Here is a 19615-nt window from a genome sequence, read left to right on the forward strand (position 1 = left end):
TTGGGTTAATTAGCGACCATATTTAGCATCTCTACCGCTTCATCCACCGTATTCAGGTTTTCAAAAGCAATTCTTAAAGAGTTTTTCACTTCCTTTAAATTACAGATTCTTGGATGCATCTGTGCAAAATGCAGAATCTGATTGAACATCGTTGAATCAAAGAAAGAAGATTGCTTATCAGCAATGAAATACCCCCGCAACACTCCTTTTTTAAAGCTCAGCTTTTCAAAAGCTAGTTTCTTAGCCACCCATTGCAAACGCAATACATTGAGCATGGTTTTTACTGGCTTCGGAACAGGTCCAAAACGATCTTTCAATGCATCTTCAAAAGCTTTCAGCTGTGTTTCATTTTCCAACTTAGAAAGTTCTGTATACAGGTTATATCTTTCGGTAATATTTGTCACATAATCATCGGGAATAAACATCTCCAAATCAGTATCTACCTGCGTGAAAGTTACAAACGGACGTGTAGGTTCATCCTTGAATAAATCCTTAAATTCATCACCTTTCAGTTCCTGGATGGCTTCGTCTAAGATTTTATGGTACATTTCAAAGCCAATTTCGGCAATAAAGCCACTCTGCTCCGCTCCTAACAGATTTCCACTGCCACGGATGTCTAAATCCCGCATGGCGATGTTAAAACCGCTGCCCAGGTCGGAAAATTCTTCTATAGCACTCAGTCTTTTCCGGGCTTCAGAAGTCAGTGTAGATAACGGAGGACTCAACAAATAGCAAAAAGCCTTTTTATTGGAGCGTCCTACCCTGCCCCTCATCTGGTGTAAATCGCTTAAACCAAACATGTGGGCATGGTTAATGATGATGGTGTTGGCATTTGGAATGTCCAGTCCGGCCTCAATAATGGTTGTGGCTACCAATACATCTTTTTCCCCATTGATAAAGTCAAGCATCACATCTTCCAGCGCATCACCGTCCAACTGTCCGTGTGCAATCCCAATTCGGGCTTTAGGAACCAATCCTTGTATTAAACCACCTAATTGAGGCAAATCATTTACCCGATTATGGATGAAAAACACTTGTCCACCCCTATCTAGCTCGAATTGAATGGCTTCCTGAATCAATTTGTCATTGAATACATGAAGTTCCGTATTCACTGCCTGACGGTTTGGTGGTGGCGTACTCATGATGGAAAGATCTCTTGCACCCATCAGGGAAAAGTGTAAAGTCCTTGGAATTGGTGTAGCCGTTAAAGTAAGCGTATCTACATTGGCTCTCAATAGTCTTAGTTTTTCTTTGGATGTTACACCAAACTTCTGCTCTTCATCAATGATCATGATGCCCAGATCCTTGAATTTAACATCTTTACTCAGGAGTCTATGGGTTCCGATTATGATGTCTACCTTCCCATCAGCTACTTTAGCTAAGGTTTCCTTGATTTGTTTATTGGTCTTGAAACGATTGATGTAATCCACTGTACAAGGGAAATCCTTCAATCGTGCAGAAAAAGTTTTAAAATGCTGAAGCGCAAGAATCGTTGTTGGAACGAGTACTGCGGCTTGTTTTCCATTTGCAACAGCTTTAAACGCGGCTCTGATCGCAATTTCTGTCTTTCCAAAGCCTACATCACCACAAATCAGACGATCCATCGGATGTGGGGCCTCCATGTCTTTCTTAACGTCCATGGTTGCCTTCTCCTGATCCGGAGTATCCTCATAAATGAAGGAAGCCTCCAGCTCTGTTTCCAGATAGCCATCAGGGGCAAAAGCAGTACCAACCTGAGTTTTTCTGATCGCGTATAGCTTAATCAGGTCCCGGGCAATGTCTTTAACTTTTTTTTTAGTGTTCTTTTTTAGCTTATCCCAGGCTTCTGTACCCAGTTTATTCATTTTTGGAGGAGTACCATCCTTTCCACTGTATTTCGCAATCCGATTTAGGGAGTTGATATTTACATAGAGCAAATCATTGTCTGCATAGACCAGACGGATCATCTCCTGGGTCTTACCGCTCACCTCTACTTTTTCTAAACCAGCATATTTTCCGATACCATGGTCAATATGAGTTACAAAATCTCCGGGTTTAAGGTCTCTTAATTCTTTCAAAGTAATCGCCTGACTCCGTTGGTAGCCTCGTTTTAGCTTGTATTTATAGAAACGGTCAAAGATCTGATGGTCTGTGTAAAAAGCCACATTCAGATATGGGTCTAAGAAACCTTCCCTCAATGGAATATTGACCGGTGTAAATTTGGCTGTTTTATCAATATCTTCTAAAATAGCATACAAACGCTCGGTTTGTTTTGGCGAAGAACTGAAAATATAATTATGAATACCCTGTTTCTCATTCTCTTTTAAGTTGTGAATGAGTAGGTTAAAGTCTTTGTTGAAGGAGGGCTGTGGCTTAGTGTCAAAAGAAAAGATCTGCTCAGTTTTATAGAAAAACTGTTTACCAAATTCTACCAATGCAAAATCATGAACCATATCAGCCATCATTTTCTCATCAGTAAAAGCAAATTTAGGATCTATCCAATCCAGATTCTCCGATTTCTCCTTTGCAGGTAAAGCCAGCCAGAGTTCTTTTGCTTTCTTATAGCCAGCTTTAATGATATCCAGACTAAATTCTACGTCTTTAAACCATAGCTGTGTGTCTTTTTCTATGTAATCTAACAGGTTAATGTTACTTTCTGTCAGGTATTTGGATTGCACATTTGGGATAATGGTAAAACTTTTTACATCTTCTACCGAAAGCTGACTTTCAATTTCGAAAGTCCTGATGCTTTCAATCACATCACCAAAAAACTCAATACGGTAAGGCAAATCATGAGAAAAAGAGAAAATATCGACAATTCCACCCCTGATAGAGAACTGTCCGGGTTCATAGACGAATTCGGTACGTTCAAAATCATAATCGAATAGGAATTCATTGATAAAATCAATCCCTAATTTCGTTTGAACAGCAATTTCCAGTGTGTTTTTCTCTAGTACACTCCTATTGATCACTTTTTCAGCCAAAGCCTCCGGATAGGTGACTACAATCTTGCCATATTCTGAATGGTGATTTAGCTCATTGAGTACTTCTGCCCTGGCCAATACATTTGCAGTATCTACCTGGGTGAACTCGAATGGTTTACGGAAGGATGAAGGAAAAAGCAGCACCTCTTTGTCGAGGATGCTTTCCAGATCGGCCATGAAATAAGAAGCTTCTTCCCGATCAGGAAGTACAAATAACATGGGTTTGTGTAACAGAAAATAAATAGCAATGGCTATCGTTGCATCGGCAGAACCAACTAATCCTTTTAGTTGAAGTTTATTACCTTTGCCCGCGTTGAGGGCTTTTGCCAATGCGACAATGCGTTCGTCTGTTTTATATGTATTAATCAGGTCACGGATGTTCACTATGCAAAGGTAAGATTTATGATGAGCTTAAATGTAACAAAGTCTCTAATAATCAATCTAAAATAAAAACGATATTGGGACACCGGATTTCCTATCGAATAAAGCCTATAGATGAAAACGCTACACCGCATACCTGTTGAATTGATCTTCTGGATTACGGCCTTGGTGATGCTTGCTATTGCAGATCCACTAAAGCATGGACATCTGGATCATTTTACGCTTTGTCCACTGGCGAATATGGGTATAGAATGGTGTCCGGGTTGTGGAATTGGTAGAGCAATTACGCAGTTGTTCCACGGAAATATCAAGGAAAGTCTGGCGCATCATTGGTTTGGAATACCTGCGCTGATGATCATTGGTCACCGAATTATTGAATTGATTAATAGAAGAATAGATAACAATAGAAAATTAAAATACAAGGAGGAGAGATATGTTTGATTCACCATTTATGACATTGCCGGGTATCACACCCCAGGAATATTCTTACTTGCAGACTGCAACTACAGGATTTAGTGAACAACAGTTAAGGGGATTTTTAATGATTTACGGAAGTAAAAGAAGGAATCCAGACGATATGGTATTGTACTGTATCCTTGGTTTTTTTGTTCCGGGATTGCCTAGATTTCTGGTAAATCAAATCGGAATGGGCGTGCTGTACTTCTTTACTTTGGGCTTATGTTTTATTGGAACTATTATCGATCTGGTAAACCATAAAACTTTAGCAATGGAATACAACCAACGTATGGTTTTCGAAAGCTTACAAATGGTGAAAATGGGAAATATTCAATAAATCACTCCTAATATAAAGGCCGGTGCAAATTTGTACCGGCTTTTTTTGTTTTTCAAATGCTGAAAAGCCTTAAAATGATTAAGTTTATTTTCTGAGGTTCAAATCGTAAATTTACAGCTTATGAGATTATCCATTTTAATAGCACACCTGGAAGCATTTGCACCGCTCAATTATCAGGAAGATTATGACAACTCAGGCCTGCTGATTGGTCAGCCTGAAATGGAAGTACATGGCGCATTAGTCGCTTTAGACTGTACAGAAGAGATTGTTGATGAGGCTATTACTCAAAACTGTAACCTGATCATTACCCATCATCCCATCGTTTTTAAAGGTCTGAAAAAGATCACCGGAAAAACTTATGTGGAAAGGGTAGTTTTGAAAGCCATTCAGAATAACATTGCTTTGTATGCCATACATACCAATCTGGACCATGTAAAATATGGCGTGAACGGTGTAATCGCGAAAAGACTAGGATTAAAAAATGCCAAAATCCTTAGCCCTAAGTCTTCGTTACTAAAGAAACTCGTTACTTTTTGCCCGGTGGAGCATGCAGAAGAGCTGAAAGATGCACTTTTTGCTGCGGGAGCCGGAAATATTAATAACTATAGTGAATGTAGTTTCAATGCAACAGGTACAGGTACCTTCAAGGGAAATGATGATTCAGATCCTTTCGTTGGAGAACCGGGAATCCGCCACCATGAATCCGAAATAAGGATTGAAACGGTATTTGTCGCACAAAATGAGCGTAAGATCCTCCTGGCCTTACTGGAAAATCACCCTTACGAAGAAGTCGCTTACGACATCTATCAACTGGAGAATAAATTAGATACAGTAGGAGCGGGTATGATTGGCTGGTTGGAAGAAGCAATAGATGGCCGTGCATTCCTTAACCTGGTCAAAGACAGGATGGACGCAGTGGTCATCAGACACACCAAACTATTGCCGAAACGCATCAGGAAGGTCGCAGTTTGTGGCGGTTCCGGGAGCTTTCTGCTGAAAGATGCAATTGCTGCGGGTGCCGATGCATTTGTAACCGCCGATTTTAAATACCATGAGTTTTTTGATGCCGATGAAAAATTAGTCATCGCAGATATCGGACACTTTGAGAGTGAACAATTTACATCTGATTTGTTGATAGATATTATTCAAGAAAAATTTCCTAACTTTGCAATCCGTTTAACGGAGCATAACACAAACCCCATAAATTATTTCATTTAATGGAACAAACTGTAGAGCAAAAGCTAAAAGCTTTATACGAATTACAAACCCTGCATACTAAGATCGATAAAATACGTCAAATCCGTGGTGAATTACCTATGGAAGTGGCTGATTTGGAAGACGAAGTTGCTGGCCTGGAAACACGTATACAAAAATTCAAAGGCGAATTGGATGATACTGAAGATGCCATTGTAACGCGTAAAAACATGATCAAAGAAGCTCAAAACTTGATCAAGAAATATGAGACCCAGTTAAAAGATGTTAAAAACAACCGTGAGTACGATGCCTTAACTAAAGAGGTAGAAATACAAACGCTTGAAATTCAGGTTTGTGAGAAAAAGATCAGAGAGTACGGATTTGACATCACAACGAAAAATGAGGTTTATGAAAAAGCATTAGCTGATTTAGAATCAAGAAAAAAAGATCTTGAAATTAAAAAAGGCGAATTGCAAACCATTACTGCTGAAACGGAAAAAGAAGAGCAATCACTAGCTAAAAAATCTGAAAAAGCAGAAACTCTAATAGAGGAAAGACTTTTAACCGCTTATAACAGGTTAAGAGGAAATGCAAATAACGGATTAGCAGTGGTAACAATTGACCGCGATTCATGTTCAGGTTGTTTCAACCAGATCCCGCCTCAACGTCAGCTTGACATTCGTCAACGTAAGAAAATTATTGTTTGCGAGCATTGTGGAAGAATCCTTGTGGATGAAGCCCTAACACAAGAAGTAGCTCCAGTATAAGCACAAATTATCGAATATAAAAAGGCCGGAATTTATTTCCGGCCTTTTTTCGTTGCGCCTGTTTTTTATCTTTGAAACATTGTCGCCCTAATGCTGTTAATCCTAATTAATTCTTTATAGTACAATGTATTCCATATGTCTGAAGTAAAATTCTATTGTGCCAGGTTATCGCTTTTAATATTGTTCTTAATCGCACCGACAGCGCTCTTTGCCAACTTTGATTTCAATGCCAACTGTCTGAAGGCCTACCAGAATATCTTTGAACTGAAACTCAATACTGCAAAAGCATTGATCGCAAATGAGAAAAAGATAAATCCTAAAAATGCGATTATACCCTTACTGGAAAATTATATCGATTACTTTCATTTGCTGACTACAGAAAGCAAAGCCGATTTTGATCAGCTGAAAGATAACAAATCGAAAAGACTGGATCAGATAGAAGGGGATGATAAAAGCTCGCCTTATTACTTGTATGCACAAGCTGAAATCAACTTGCAATGGGCTTTAATAAGGGGACGTTATGGAGAATATTTTACTGCGGCAAGGGAGATTAAGAAAGCCAATGGACTATTACAGGAAAATACTAAAAAATTCCCAGGCTTTCACCTCAATTCAAAAGGTCTGGGAGTGATCAATGCCTTCCTCGGAAACCTACCTGATGGAATGTTAAAAAGTACATTGGCTACTTTTGGAATCAAGGGCAACCTCCAGGCCGGCATGAATATGCTGGATAACCTTGTCGAAAATCTTCCCAAATCTACTTATGAACCTTTCTATGAAGAAGTGGTATTCTATTATGTATTCGTCCTAAACGACATTGCACACAGCTCGAATGCCTACCAGAAAACGATGAAATACACCGCAAGGATGGCCGATAGTAGCTTATTGAAAGCTTATTTACAAGCTGCGGTATGCGCAAAAACCGGACATAACGCGGAAGCGATTCAGATTTTGCAAAATCGCCCTTCAGGAAATTATTACGCCGCCTTCCCTTATCTGGATTTCCTGCTTGGAGCTAGTATGCTCAATAAGCTCGACCTTAATGCCAGTACTTATTTTAACCGCTTTTTACAGCAAAATAAAGGCGTCAATTACATTAAAGACGCTAACTTGCACTTGGCTTGGCTTTCCTTACTAAAAGGCGACACAGGGGCTTATTCAGCTTTTACCACTAAAGTAAAGAACAGTGGTTATCTCTATCAGGAAAAAGATAAGCAGGCCCTTAACGAAGCCAATGCGCCAAGGCCTGATTTAACCTTATTAAAAGCCAGGTTATTATTTGATGGAGGATATGACGCAAAAGGGCTGGCGATATTAACAGAACGTAAAGCAGATAATTTTAGTCCCGGCCGCGACCGCACAGAGTATTACTACCGACTGGGGCGGTTGTACGATGATCAGGGTAAATTCGAAGATGCTTTAACCAATTATCAGCTTGCCATCAACACTGGAAAGCAATTGAAATACTATTTTGCTGCTAATGCCGCATTACAGATGGGAAAAGTATATGAAAAACAAAAGAATATGGTTAAAGCAAAAGAGAGTTTCAATACCGCCATTCAAATGAAAAATCATGAGTATGAAAGCAGCATTGAAACTCAAGCTAAGGCCGGATTAAACCGGATAAAATAATCAGTTTATTTTATCTGGGACCTTACATATAAAATTTTAATGGTAATACCTTGTTTCAAATAAGAATACTACAGGATTAAAAACGATAAACAAATGCATTTATGTGCATCCCTGCGCCTACAGAAGCAAAGACGGCATAGTCGCCTTTATTGATCTGATAGCCCTCTACATTGCCTTTCCAGACTAAGTCCAAGAGGGTAGGCACTGTAGCCACAGAACTATTTCCAAGCCAGCAAATAGACATCGGAACCAGGTTTTCCGGAACAGTATCCATATCATATAATTTGAAAAGACGTTTCATGATGGCATGGTCCATTTTTCCGTTTGCCTGGTGAATAAACACAATTTTAATCGCAGTAATGTCAATCCCTGCTTTATCAATGGCTTTCTTTACCACCTGTGGAACATTAGTTACCGCAAATTCATAGAGCTTACGGCCATTCATCTTCAAATAAGCGTTACCATTGTCTTCCGCAGGATTGTTACTTTTGCCCATCTGTAACAGTGAGCCGAAATTAACCGCATAGGTCTGTGTTTTATGCGCAATAATGCCGAGGTCTTCTGTAGAAGATTGCCCCTCAAATACTACTGCAGCTGCACCATCAGAAAAAATCATCGAATCCCTGTCATGAGGATCAGTAATTCTGGATAAAGTTTCCGCACCAATCACCAATACTCTTTTAGCATCGCCGCTTTGGATCAGATAATTTGCCTGAATAGCGCCCTGTACCCAACCCGGACAACCAAAGATAAGGTCATATGCCACACAATCAGGATTGTTGATCTCCAGTGCTTGTTTCACCTTTGCGGCAAGAGAAGGCAAAATGTCCATTCGGTTACTACCAGGTTTTACATCGCCAAAATTATGGCAAAAGATAATATGATCCAGACTTTCTTTATCGATTGAAGCATGGTCAATTGCACGTTGTGCCGCAACTGTAGCCATATCACTATTGTTCAAATGATCGTCAATATAGCGTCGCTCTTTGATCTCGGTGATCTCGCTAAACTTATGGATAATCTCATGAATATCCTTCTCCAATAGCTGGCCATTGTCGTAAAAGGTAGAATTCAAAAAGGCGTCACCTGAGATGATATTTTCTGGAATATAACTCCCAGTACCTATAATAACTGAATGTATGTTTGTTTTTTCGCCCATTTTGAACCGGATACTGATTTGGTGTACAGTATAAAATTAGGATTAATTAATTGAAATGTAAAACGATTAGCTAAAATCGTCGATTAAAATTACAAATAATTCCTTAGGTCCATGTGCGCCGAGTACCAGTGTTTTCTCAATATCAGCAGTTCTGCTGGGTCCGGTAATCGTGCTAATCATAGAAGGAAGCTGATCAGCATATTTGTTTTTGATGAGTTTAAAGGCATCTTTCAAATCCAGGACCAGCTGACCGGTTCTGGCAATAATGATATGATGGTGAGGGAAAATACTTAGCCTTCTGCCAGCCGCATTTTCATTAGAAACCATCACCGAGCCATTGCGTGCAATTAAGGCTTCACAAAGGGTAATTCCTACTTCCGCCATTTCAAAATCCTTATCGGTCTGATAAAAGGGGAATTCATATTCTGATAAAAGGTTTTGTAATTCAGGCTCCCAGCAATAGATCTTTCTCCAGTTGAATTTCTCTGCGAGTTGCAGCATATTTTCAATGAAATCCATGCCATTTTCACAATAAATAAAGTTACCGGAAACGGCAGTCAACTCCTCAGCGAACATGATTTCCAGGAATTCATCGTTCTTAGGATACAATGGGGTATCTTCCAGATTCGGATAGGGATTGTCGCGCTTTTCTAAAAGTGCTTTCCTTATCTTTTTTAGCATTAATTCTTTAGAAGATCGGTTTTCTTGCATAAAAAAAAGGAGGAACCGCCAGCACAAGATTGTACTGGCGGTTCCTCGTAAATGTGTTTAAGATTCTGTTTGAGTCGGGCTGGTAGGAGCCGATACATCGGTTGCCTCACCAACACCGTGGTGCAATAGACCCTCAGCAGCCGGCTTTTGATCACCTGTTCCATTTACGAATTCATCATAAGTAGTACGGTTGTCAAAAGGACGTTTACCTAAAATCTCTTCCAGATCTGCCTGGAATAAAATCTCTTTTTCTAAAAGTTTCTGAGCCAGTTTCTCTAGTCCTTCTTTTTTGTCTATTAAGAGTTGTTTCGTTCTGTTATAAACCTCTTCAACTAGCTTACGCACTTCCACATCAATCAGTTCTGATGTTTTCTCTGAGTAAGGTTTATTGAAGTTATATTCATTCTGTGGATCATGGAAAGAAACATTACCAATCACACTATTCATACCATAAATGGTAATCATTGCATAGGCTAATTTTGTAATGCGTTCTAAATCATTCTGTGCACCCGTAGAAATCTTGCCAAAGGTAAGATCTTCCGCAACACGACCACCCATCGTCATACACATACCATCAGTTAACTGCTCTGTAGTATACAAGAACTGCTCTTTTGGTAGGTATTGTGCATAGCCAAGGGCTGCAACACCACGAGGAACAATAGATACTTTTACCAATGGATCGGCATGTTCCAGGAACCATCCTGCAATCGCATGACCAGCCTCATGGTAAGCAACTATTCTTTTCTCTTCAGGAGAGATGATTTTATTTTTCTTTTCTAATCCACCAATTACACGGTCAATTGCATCCTGGAAATCCTGCATATCTACAAATTGTTTGTTGCGACGTGCAGCGATCAACGCGGCCTCATTACAAACATTCGCAATCTCTGCACCAGCAAATCCCGGAGTCTGTGCAGAAAGCTTTTTAGCATCTACAACTTCATCCGTTTTAATAGGCTTCAAGTGAACTTTGAAAATCTGCTCACGACCCACTAAATCAGGTTTGTCGATAGAAATCTGACGGTCAAAACGACCTGGTCTCAATAATGCCGAGTCCAATACATCCGGACGGTTGGTTGCTGCAAGAATGATAATTCCTGAATCTGTACCAAAACCATCCATTTCTACCAATAGCTGATTCAACGTATTTTCGCGCTCATCATTTCCACCCATCATACTGTTCTTTCCTCTCGCACGGCCGATTGCATCCACCTCATCAATAAAGATGATACATGGTGCTTTATCTTTCGCCTGCTTGAACAAATCACGTACCCTCGAAGCACCAACCCCTACAAACATCTCTACGAAGTCTGAACCCGATAGAGAGAAGAAAGGAACCTGCGCTTCACCAGCTACTGCTTTGGCCAATAAGGTTTTACCAGTACCAGGAGAACCTACTAATAGCGCGCCTTTAGGAATCTTACCCCCCAAATTCGTGTATTTCTTAGGGTTTTTAAGGAAATCAACGATCTCCATAACCTCTTGTTTGGCTTCTTCCAGACCTGCAACATCGTTAAACGTTACATTAACCTGGCTTTCTTTGTCAAATAGCGTTGCTTTAGATTTCCCAATGTTGAAAATCTGTCCGCCACCGCCACCAGCGCCACCGCCCATGCGGCGCATAATGAAAATCCAGAACCCGATAAATAACAATACCGGAATAATTACAGTGAAGAACCAAGAATTAAAAGTACTTTGTCTCGTCTCTTTCTCCGCCAAAATCTGTTGATCAGGAGGGATATTTTTCTGAGCTTCCTTTAACTGAGCATCCAAGGCATCCATTGATCCAGCAGTGAAATATACTAATGGGCCGTTTTGTGTGCCGAAATTATTTTTACTGATGTACTTTTTGTACTTCTCTTCTCCAAGTTTGTCTTTCTTTATATACACTTCAACCTTTACCAGGTCTTCATGTTTATAGGCAACAAGTTTTTCAACGTCACCAGGTAAAAGCATTTGAGTTTCGAAAGTACGGTAAGTAACGTCCTTGGTCGTATCTGCACTAAATAAAAACTGTAGTAAAAACAGACCTAAAATAATTGCCCCATAAACCCAAATAATATTGAATTTAGAGCCTTTTTGAGGCTTTTTAGGAATATTCGGTAACTTCTTAATTAACTTAGGGTTTGTATTCGGGTTCTCTTTCATCTTGAGTCAAAAATGTTTTTGTGTAAATGATTAAGCGCTTTGATAGCTGGTAGATTGGGCATCACCCCATAGATCTTCTATACCATAAAACTCGCGCTTGTCAGTCTTAAATATATGAACTACCACATCGAAATAGTCTAGAATTATCCAGTCTCCGCTAGCTTGTCCTTCTTTTTTCCATGGGTCTGCCTTTGTGTTTTTGTAGATTTCTTCTTCTACGCTATCCGCAATTGCCTTAACATGGGTAGCTGAATCTGCGTTGCAGATGATGAAGTAGTCAGAAACAGAACTATTCAGTTCACGTAGGTCTAAACGCACAATATCTTTTCCTTTTTTTTCCTGCATGCCGTTTACGGCTATCTCTGAGAGTAATGTAGAAAGGTTTACATTTTTCTTTTTTACCATTAAAATTTTTTAGTTTTGATAAACAAATATACAATCAACACTTGCAAAATAACACTTTTTCAACATTATTTGTTGGTCAAAATCTTATCAAATTATTAGAGGTTGATTCTACCAATAACTTTATAAAAGACTTGGTGTCAAATTCCGAGCCATTAACAGAAGGAACTGTTATTATGGCAGATCATCAATATGCAGGTAGAGGGCAGCAGAGCAATGTATGGCATACCAAGCCCGGATTAAACCTGACTTTTAGCCTGTATCTTAAACCATCTTTCTTACCGATAACTAAGCAATTCCTGCTCAATATGGCCATAAGCATCGGTATTCGAAATGCCCTGCAGCTTTTTGTGGAGGAGGGGGTCAAAATAAAATGGCCCAACGATATCTATCATAACGATCGTAAAATGGGTGGTGTACTCATCGAAAATATCCTTGCCGGAAGCACCTATAAAGCCAGTATTATCGGTATTGGACTCAATGTAAACCAGGAGGTTTTTGCAGAAGAGCTTCAGAATCGCGCAACTTCAATGAAAGTAATTTTACAAGCGGATGTTAATTTATTTGAGGTATTAGCAGAAATTTGTAGCAGTATTGAAAAACAGTACCTCCGTTTGAAGTCAGGAAATTACAAAGCACTGATGACCGATTATGTCAGCGGACTGTATAAATTCGATACACTCGTAAGCTACCGCCAAAATGGCGAGGTTATTGAAGGCAGGATCGTAGAAGTGACCGAAGCAGGTTTGCTGGTACTCCTGGTCAATGGAGAGACAAAAGAGTACAATTTTAAAGAAATAGAGTTTTTAAATCACACAACATGAAGAAAATTAGTCTGATCATCACTTTCGTACTATTTACAGTAATTGGTGCCTCTGCTCAAATAGAGCGACCAGTAACCTGGTCTTATGCCGCAAAGAAAATCAGTAAAACAGAAGCCGTAGTGTATATGAAAGCAACAATGGAAGATGGCTGGCATATTTACTCACAAAACCTGAAGCCTGATGGACCTAATCCTACAGTTTTCAAGTTTGCAGCTTCTAAAGATTATAGTCCGATAGGAAAAACAACAGAACCTAAGCCAACTACTTATTTTGATAAAAACTTCAAAATGAACGTGAGCTACTTTGGAAATCAAGTGGTATTCCAACAAAAAGTAAAACTGAATAAAGCAGCCACTACGGTAAAAGGTACCGTTGAATTTATGGTTTGTAATGATGTGAAGTGTTTGCCTCCGGAAGAAATAAGTTTTAGCGTTCCGGTGAAATAAGCCATATAAAAACGAATAGATACAGCGGTGAGATTTTTTCTCATCGCTTTTTTTATGCCCATTAATTCAAGGAGTTATCCTCCCAACGTAAAATTATGGCTCATCCATCCATATTGAAAGGCTTAAATAAAAAATAATAACTAATTTCACGCCCTTATCATAAAGAGAATTGCTGTTTAGGTAGATTTTCCCTATTTATAGTGAGCCTTTAAGTAAAAAACACACAAAGAATGAAGAGATTATTTTTAATGTTGAGTTTAATGCTACTGTTTACCGTAGCCTTAACATCACATGGCTTTGCCTCCGTACAAACACCAGATAGTACCGCTACCGAAGAAGAACTTGTTTTTACCGAAGTAGGTTCCTCGCAAGATAGCATCGCAAATAACATCGTTAAAGATACCCTGAAGAAAGAAACCGCAGTTGTGAAAACAACGGAAGCGGCCAGCACTACTGCCACAGCAATCCCAGCAGAAGCAGATAGAACACTCTGGGAGACATTTATCGCCGGATTATTGGGTGGATTTATCGCTTTTCTAATGCCTTGTATCTTTCCAATGGTACCCCTTACTGTCAGCTACTTTATCAAAAGAGCAGGAAGTAAACAGGGCGGAATCGGGCAGGCATTAATCTATGGAATTTCTATTATTGTCATATATGTTGCCCTGGGCTTATTAATTACCCTGCTTTTTGGCTCGGCAAAACTTAATGAACTCAGCTCTAGCGGCTATTTTAACTTCTTTTTCTTTATCCTATTAGTGGTCTTCGCTATCTCTTTCTTTGGCGCTTTCGAGATCACTTTACCGAGTTCTTTTGTCAATAAAATTGACCAGAAAGCGGATAATAGCAAAGGTTTAGGTGGAATATTCTTCATGGCGGCCTCTCTGGCGCTGGTTTCCTTCTCTTGTACCGGTCCAATTATTGGAACAATCCTGGTGCAAGCGAGTTCTAAAGGCGATATTCTTGCCCCTGCAATTGGAATGTTTGGGTTCGCATTAGCATTGGCACTACCCTTCACTTTATCAGCAATCTTCCCTGGATTTTTAAGCTCTATGCCTAAATCTGGTGGCTGGTTGAATAGCGTAAAAGTATGTTTAGGCTTCCTGGAACTGGCATTAGCCTTAAAATTCCTTTCTGCTGCCGACCTGGTTTGGCATTGGGAATGGTTCGATCGTGAGTTATTCCTGGCCTTATGGATCATCATTTTTATCCTGATGGGAATCTACCTGCTGGGTAAGATTAAGTTCTCGCATGATAGCGATGTTCCTTATGTTTCCGTTCCTAGACTGTTCTTTGCCATCTTCTCTTTATCGTTTGCAGTATATCTGGTTCCAGGACTATGGGGCGCTCCGGTAAATATTCTGAGCGGAATTGCACCACCGATGAATACCCAGGATTTTATCCTGAATGGCAATGGAGGCGGAGCTGCTTCTGCAGCTTCCAGTAGCTTCCCTGCAACTGTTAAATATAGTGAAACGCTGAAACCGCCAGTAGGATTCAATGCCTTCTTTGACCTTGACGAAGGTGTGGCTTATGCAAAAAGCGTAAATAAACCAGTGCTGATCGATTTTACAGGACACGCCTGCGTGAACTGTCGTAAAATGGAAGATAAGGTCTGGATCGATAAAGAAGTAGGAAGGATCATTAAGGATGAATACGTCCTGATTCAATTATATGTGGATGAAAGAAATATTAAAATGCCTAAAGATAAAGTGCATTATTCTGAAATCTTAAGAACCACAACCGACGACCTGGGTAGGTGGAACGGTGATTTTCAAGCCACTAAATATGGCTCGAATTCTCAGCCTTACTACGTACTGGCAGGCCATGACCTGAATCCTCTGGTAAAACCTCAGGGCGCAATTTTTGACGCAAAAGAGTACGCTGCATATTTACAAAGTGGTTTAGATAAATTTAAAAACGCTGAAAAACCAAATGAATAAAATTAAAAATATAGGAGTATTAACTTCCGGTGGTGATGCCCCGGGAATGAATGCTGCCATTAGGGCAGTGGTGAGAGCGGCAATCTATTATGATTTGAAAGTTACCGGTATATTAAGGGGCTATGAAGGTCTGATTCATGGCGATTTCTTCGATATGGACCGTAAATCTGTAGCCAATATTATTCAACGTGGTGGCACAATTTTGAAAACAGCCAGAAGCGATGCCTTCCGTACCAAAGAAGGTAGAGATGAAGCTTATGAGCAATTAAAGGCACATGATATTGATGCCCTGATTGTAATTGGTGGTGATGGTACTTTTACCGGCGCACACTTGCTGACTACAGAATTTAATTTCCCTGTAGTAGGCTTACCAGGCACCATTGATAATGACCTGGAAGGAACTGATTTTACGATCGGATATGATACCGCCATCAATACGGTAATCAATGCAGTTGATAAAATTCGTGATACCGCAGAATCTCATGACCGCCTGTTTATCGTAGAAGTAATGGGACGTGACTCCGGACTGATCGCTTTAAGAAGTGGAATCGGTGTAGGAGCAGAAGCCATCATGATTCCTGAAGCCAATATGGGCGTAGATGGATTGGTGACAAGACTAGCTTCCGGTAGAAAAGATAAATCTTCGAAAATCATCATCGTTGCAGAAGGTGATGAAGTGGGAGGTGCCTTCAATGTAGGTGAGGTCTTGAAAGAGAAATTCCCTCATTACGACATCAGGGTCTCTGTACTTGGACATATCCAGCGTGGTGGTAAACCAAGCTGCATGGACCGTGTACTCGCCAGTAGCCTTGGTGTAGCAGCCGTAGAAGGACTGATCGCTGGTCAATCTGGCGTAATGGTTGGTCAGGTGAACAGAGAAATCATCTTTACACCCTTTGATCATGCTATTAAACATATAGACGCAAAAGAGATCACGCCAGCCTGGTTAAAACTGGTAGAAATCCTTTCCTTATAAAATATCAACGGCCCTCTTTCCTAGAGGGTCGTTTTTGTACTGGCTAAATGCCTACTCTATAACTACTGCCGTTCCGGTAGCTGCAACCAGAAGCATACTGCCTCCACTACCTACCGTTTCATAATCCAGGTCGACGCCGATAATGGCATTTGCTCCTAACGCCGAGGCATATTGTTGCATTTCGCTAATCGCCGTGTCTTTTGCTTCCCTTAAAACCTGCTCATAAGAACCAGACCTTCCACCCACTACATCGCGAATGCTGGCAAATAGGTCTTTGAAAATATTTGCGCCGATAATGGTTTCGCCGCTCACCAGGCCGATGTATTTGGTTACTTTTCTGCCTTCTATCGAATTTGTTGTCGTTACTAGCATAATTGTGTTGTTAGATTTGATAAAATTTTGATAACGATTTGATGTGAATTTGAGTATGATGTTACAGATCAGAAACATAAAAAACAAAACATAGTTGGCCTGTATCATCGCTTTTATGGCGCTGTTTGTCTGGTTATTCTTTTTATATCCTAGTAACCAAAGGCCTTTTTGGCCCAACTTTAAGAGCTAGCCGGGCCTTCCTTGCTCGGAACTCCAGCGGGCCATTAGTACCAGGTATTCTTTTTCCAGATTTCGGAAGGGCTTCTTCGCCATTCTTTCTTCAGGCTTGAGCTTCAATTGTGATTTGTATTGCTCCTTTACCTGCTCAAATCTGGATTTAAACATCAGTGCTTTTGCCTGTTGGTTTTCCCGTATTTCGGTGATTGCTGGACTTTCGTAGCTGCCATTCAGGTTGCCCAGATATACCGTATCTGAAACGCTATCATGGTTTGCAGCCCTTAAAAACAAATATACCTCCATAGAACGCTCCAGTTCTTCCGGTTCTAAAGGCAGAAAAGCAGTTCCCAATTCCCTTTTTGAAAAATTCAGTTCTACTTTTTTCTTTCCCTTTTCCGGAAAACACACTGCTAACTGCAGACAATCATCATATTGCGCCCCTTCTCCCAAATAATGGTTAGGTGCCCAGCTGATCTGTATGCCGCCTGCCACTTTCTCCATACGCAGGTCTTTAGGAATTGCTAAGCGGCCTTTACTGAGCTGTACTTTAGCATAATCAATGCTGATATTCGGGTATTCGCCCTGCAATGCATTTTTCTTAATATAGGAAACTGCCATATTATGCTGATTTCTAATCGTTCCGCGTGCTTCTAGATCAAATCCATTGTTTACAAATTCGCTCAGATGACTTAAAAATCTGGTTGTTACTGCCATCGCCTGATGATTGGCCTGTTGTTTTAAACTCGGTTTCCCGGACTTACCGATGGTTCTTTGAACCAGTTGTCCTCTTAACATATAGGACACGACGTTTCCGAGTTTCCCACTTGACCATCCATGAGGGCCATTTTTTGCTATTGCCATAATTTTAGATTTTTGTTGTTTATAACACCAAGGTGCGTATAATAAAATGATTATACAAGTGATGCTATTTCCTGTATTTTTTTGTAAAACACATATTTACAGCGCTTTATTTGGGTTGGTATAGGGGTTGGTATAGGGGTTGAAAACAATTTGAATTAATTGGTTTAATGAAAAAAATACCTAAAATAATTTCAATAAGCATTACGAAGTGTTGTCGTATAACGCCTATAAATAAAAGAATTCAGATGCGGCAAAAGATAGGCCTTGCTACGGCATTAGGCTGGACAAGGCCCCGGCAACCGACTAGTAAATCCGACTTAATACCCAAATATATTAAGACCTTGGTACATGCTTTTTCGCCATTTTCTGTTTTTATTTTCCCTTCCAGTATCTTTTTCAGGGCTTCATTTTATTTCCTCCGACAGCAGAATCTCTATCCGGTATCCTGAACCTTAGGCCTTATCCTATTGAGTAGCAATTCTCCTTTCTTGTAAAAGGGACAAAGGAGGTCTCAAATAATTTAAAAATAATGCATCTTGCTTATCAATAGGATTTTACTTACTTTTGCACTCCCGCAAGCGCGTTGCTCCGGGAACTATGTTGAATACATAAACTATATAAGAAATGTCGACTAAAATCAGATTGCAAAGATTCGGTAAAAAAGGTAAGCCTTTTTTCCACGTAGTGGTAGCGGATTCTCGTTCACCAAGAGATGGTAAATTCATTGAGCGTTTAGGTTCATACAACCCAAACACCAATCCTGCAACCATCGAAATCAATTTCGATAAAACTTTAGACTGGGTTAACAAAGGTGCTGAGCCTACGGATACTTGTCGTGCTATCCTTTCTTACAAAGGTGTTTTATACAAAAAACATTTACAAGGTGGTGTTAAAAAAGGCGCTTTAACTGAAGAACAAGCAGAAGCTAAATTTGCTGCTTGGTTAGTTGGTAAAGACGGTCAAATCGAAGGTAAAAAAGACAACTTGACTAAATCTAAAGATGAAGTTAAGAAAACTGCTTTAGCTGCTGAAGCTAAGAAAAATGCAGATCGTGCAGCTGCTTTAGCAATCAAAAATGCTCCTGTAGCAGAAGAAGTTGTTGAAGAAGAAGTAGCAACTGAAGAAGTAGCTGAGGAAACTCCTGCAACTGAAGAAGCTCCTGCAACTGAAGAAAACAAAGAAGAACAAGCATAATATTTTTGTTATTCTGAACAATAGCGAAGAATCTTCCTCTGGAATGTATTCTTCGCTATTTTCATTTAAACCATATTTTATGGGAAGCAAAAAGATGCAATTAAGGATAGAGTGGAAACACTAAGGATACGATTATGAAAATTGAAGAAGCATTTTATATTGGTTACATCACCAAGACTAAAGGATTAAAAGGAGAGGTACAGCTATTTTTTGAATATGATGAACCCGAATTATTGGAACTGGATGTCGTTTTTGCCGATTTTAATGGAAAATTAGTGCCTTATTTCGTCTCTTCTTATAAATTGCAGACCAATAATACCGGAAATATCTATTTCGATGATGTAGACCATATCGATAAAGCACAGCCCTTATTAAGGAAGAAAATCTATTTGCCACTTACAAAAATGCCAGACCGCTCTAATGATGAATTTCATTATGATGACCTGAAAGGATACCTGGTTTCAGATGAAAATCATGGTGAACTTGGGGAAATTATTGAAGTGAATGAATACCCACAGCAGTTTGTAGCTACGGTAATCTATCAGGAAAAAGAAATCATGTTTCCCCTGAATGATGATATGATTGTAGAGATCGATGAAGAAGAAAGCATCCTTCGTGTACACCTTCCTGATGGTTTGTTAGACATTTACCTCGAAAATTAAATTATCTTTG

The 19615-nt window shown here is 39.8% G+C and carries 18 protein-coding genes; 11 read left to right on the top strand and 7 right to left on the bottom strand.

Annotated features, from left to right (window positions below; all coding sequences use genetic code 11):
• Nucleotides 1-5: 5 nt before the first annotated feature.
• Nucleotides 6-3347, bottom strand: a complete 3342-nt coding sequence (gene mfd / locus R2S10_RS13720; protein ID WP_316840990.1) for a transcription-repair coupling factor — start codon at nucleotides 3345-3347, stop codon at nucleotides 6-8.
• 111 nt (nucleotides 3348-3458) lie between these two features.
• Here mfd and R2S10_RS13725 point away from each other — a divergent pair, with 111 nt between their 5' ends.
• From R2S10_RS13725 to R2S10_RS13745, 5 genes are all read left to right on the top strand, one after another.
• On the top strand, nucleotides 3459-3785 hold the full coding sequence (locus tag R2S10_RS13725; protein WP_316840991.1) for a DUF2752 domain-containing protein: 327 nt from the start codon (nucleotides 3459-3461) through the stop codon (nucleotides 3783-3785).
• Nucleotides 3778-4137 carry a TM2 domain-containing protein gene (locus R2S10_RS13730; RefSeq protein WP_082461367.1) on the top strand — a complete coding sequence of 120 codons (360 nt, stop codon included), beginning with the start codon at nucleotides 3778-3780 and terminating at the stop codon, nucleotides 4135-4137. Before R2S10_RS13725 ends, R2S10_RS13730 begins: the two co-directional genes overlap by 8 nt.
• A gap of 120 nt (nucleotides 4138-4257) precedes the next feature.
• Complete coding sequence (locus tag R2S10_RS13735) at nucleotides 4258-5355, top strand: Nif3-like dinuclear metal center hexameric protein (protein WP_316840992.1); 1098 nt, start codon at nucleotides 4258-4260, stop codon at nucleotides 5353-5355.
• Nucleotides 5355-6098, top strand: a complete 744-nt coding sequence (locus R2S10_RS13740; RefSeq protein ID WP_316840993.1) for a zinc ribbon domain-containing protein — start codon at nucleotides 5355-5357, stop codon at nucleotides 6096-6098. Before R2S10_RS13735 ends, R2S10_RS13740 begins: the two co-directional genes overlap by 1 nt.
• 135 nt (nucleotides 6099-6233) lie before the next feature.
• Nucleotides 6234-7730, top strand: a complete 1497-nt coding sequence (locus R2S10_RS13745) for a tetratricopeptide repeat protein (protein ID WP_316840994.1) — start codon at nucleotides 6234-6236, stop codon at nucleotides 7728-7730.
• A 76-nt stretch (nucleotides 7731-7806) separates the two neighbouring features.
• Here R2S10_RS13745 and R2S10_RS13750 read toward each other — a convergent pair whose 3' ends face one another.
• The 4 genes from R2S10_RS13750 to rsfS all read right to left on the bottom strand — a co-directional run bounded on the left by R2S10_RS13750 (nucleotide 7807) and on the right by rsfS (nucleotide 12153).
• Complete coding sequence (locus R2S10_RS13750; RefSeq protein ID WP_316840995.1) at nucleotides 7807-8889, bottom strand: ketoacyl-ACP synthase III; 1083 nt, start codon at nucleotides 8887-8889, stop codon at nucleotides 7807-7809.
• 66 nt (nucleotides 8890-8955) lie between these two features.
• On the bottom strand, nucleotides 8956-9600 hold the full coding sequence (locus R2S10_RS13755) for a lactate utilization protein C (protein WP_316840996.1): 645 nt from the start codon (nucleotides 9598-9600) through the stop codon (nucleotides 8956-8958).
• Nucleotides 9601-9657: 57 nt separating this feature from the next.
• The gene (ftsH, locus tag R2S10_RS13760; RefSeq protein WP_316840997.1) at nucleotides 9658-11748 is read right to left on the bottom strand and encodes an ATP-dependent zinc metalloprotease FtsH; all 2091 of its coding nucleotides are present in this window, start codon (nucleotides 11746-11748) and stop codon (nucleotides 9658-9660) included.
• A 30-nt stretch (nucleotides 11749-11778) separates the two neighbouring features.
• A complete protein-coding gene (gene rsfS, locus R2S10_RS13765) occupies nucleotides 11779-12153 on the bottom strand; it encodes a ribosome silencing factor (protein WP_316840998.1) in 375 nt (124 codons plus the stop codon).
• Nucleotides 12154-12194: 41 nt separating this feature from the next.
• On the opposite strand from rsfS, the gene R2S10_RS13770 reads away from it, so the two are divergent.
• From R2S10_RS13770 to pfkA, 4 genes are all read left to right on the top strand, one after another.
• On the top strand, nucleotides 12195-12974 hold the full coding sequence (locus tag R2S10_RS13770) for a biotin--[acetyl-CoA-carboxylase] ligase (protein WP_316840999.1): 780 nt from the start codon (nucleotides 12195-12197) through the stop codon (nucleotides 12972-12974).
• Nucleotides 12971-13420 (top strand): protein-disulfide reductase DsbD N-terminal domain-containing protein, encoded by a 450-nt coding sequence (locus tag R2S10_RS13775; RefSeq protein ID WP_316841000.1) that lies wholly within the window; start codon nucleotides 12971-12973, stop codon nucleotides 13418-13420. The genes R2S10_RS13770 and R2S10_RS13775 overlap by 4 nt, the downstream gene beginning before the upstream one ends.
• Nucleotides 13421-13650: 230 nt before the next feature.
• Entirely contained in the window at nucleotides 13651-15363 is a 1713-nt protein-coding gene (locus R2S10_RS13780) for a protein-disulfide reductase DsbD family protein (protein WP_316841001.1), read from the top strand.
• Entirely contained in the window at nucleotides 15356-16339 is a 984-nt protein-coding gene (gene pfkA / locus R2S10_RS13785) for a 6-phosphofructokinase (protein ID WP_316841002.1), read from the top strand. The genes R2S10_RS13780 and pfkA overlap by 8 nt, the downstream gene beginning before the upstream one ends.
• 51 nt (nucleotides 16340-16390) lie before the next feature.
• Here the strand turns inward: pfkA and R2S10_RS13790 are convergent, their stop codons facing one another.
• Both R2S10_RS13790 and R2S10_RS13795 read right to left on the bottom strand, forming a co-directional pair.
• Nucleotides 16391-16711 (bottom strand): heavy metal-binding domain-containing protein, encoded by a 321-nt coding sequence (locus R2S10_RS13790; protein WP_316841003.1) that lies wholly within the window; start codon nucleotides 16709-16711, stop codon nucleotides 16391-16393.
• Nucleotides 16712-16897: 186 nt separating this feature from the next.
• Nucleotides 16898-17749: a DUF6266 family protein gene (locus tag R2S10_RS13795; protein WP_316841004.1), complete on the bottom strand. Its 852-nt coding sequence runs from the start codon at nucleotides 17747-17749 to the stop codon at nucleotides 16898-16900.
• A gap of 624 nt (nucleotides 17750-18373) precedes the next feature.
• Between R2S10_RS13795 and R2S10_RS13800 the strand changes: the two genes are divergently transcribed.
• Complete coding sequence (locus tag R2S10_RS13800) at nucleotides 18374-18943, top strand: 30S ribosomal protein S16 (RefSeq protein WP_316841005.1); 570 nt, start codon at nucleotides 18374-18376, stop codon at nucleotides 18941-18943.
• A 134-nt stretch (nucleotides 18944-19077) separates the two neighbouring features.
• Nucleotides 19078-19605: a ribosome maturation factor RimM gene (gene rimM / locus R2S10_RS13805; RefSeq protein WP_316841006.1), complete on the top strand. Its 528-nt coding sequence runs from the start codon at nucleotides 19078-19080 to the stop codon at nucleotides 19603-19605.
• The last annotated feature ends 10 nt before the right edge of the window (nucleotides 19606-19615 follow it).

The organism is Pedobacter gandavensis (assembly GCF_032678745.1).
In the GTDB taxonomy this organism is placed as follows: domain Bacteria; phylum Bacteroidota; class Bacteroidia; order Sphingobacteriales; family Sphingobacteriaceae; genus Pedobacter; species Pedobacter gandavensis_C.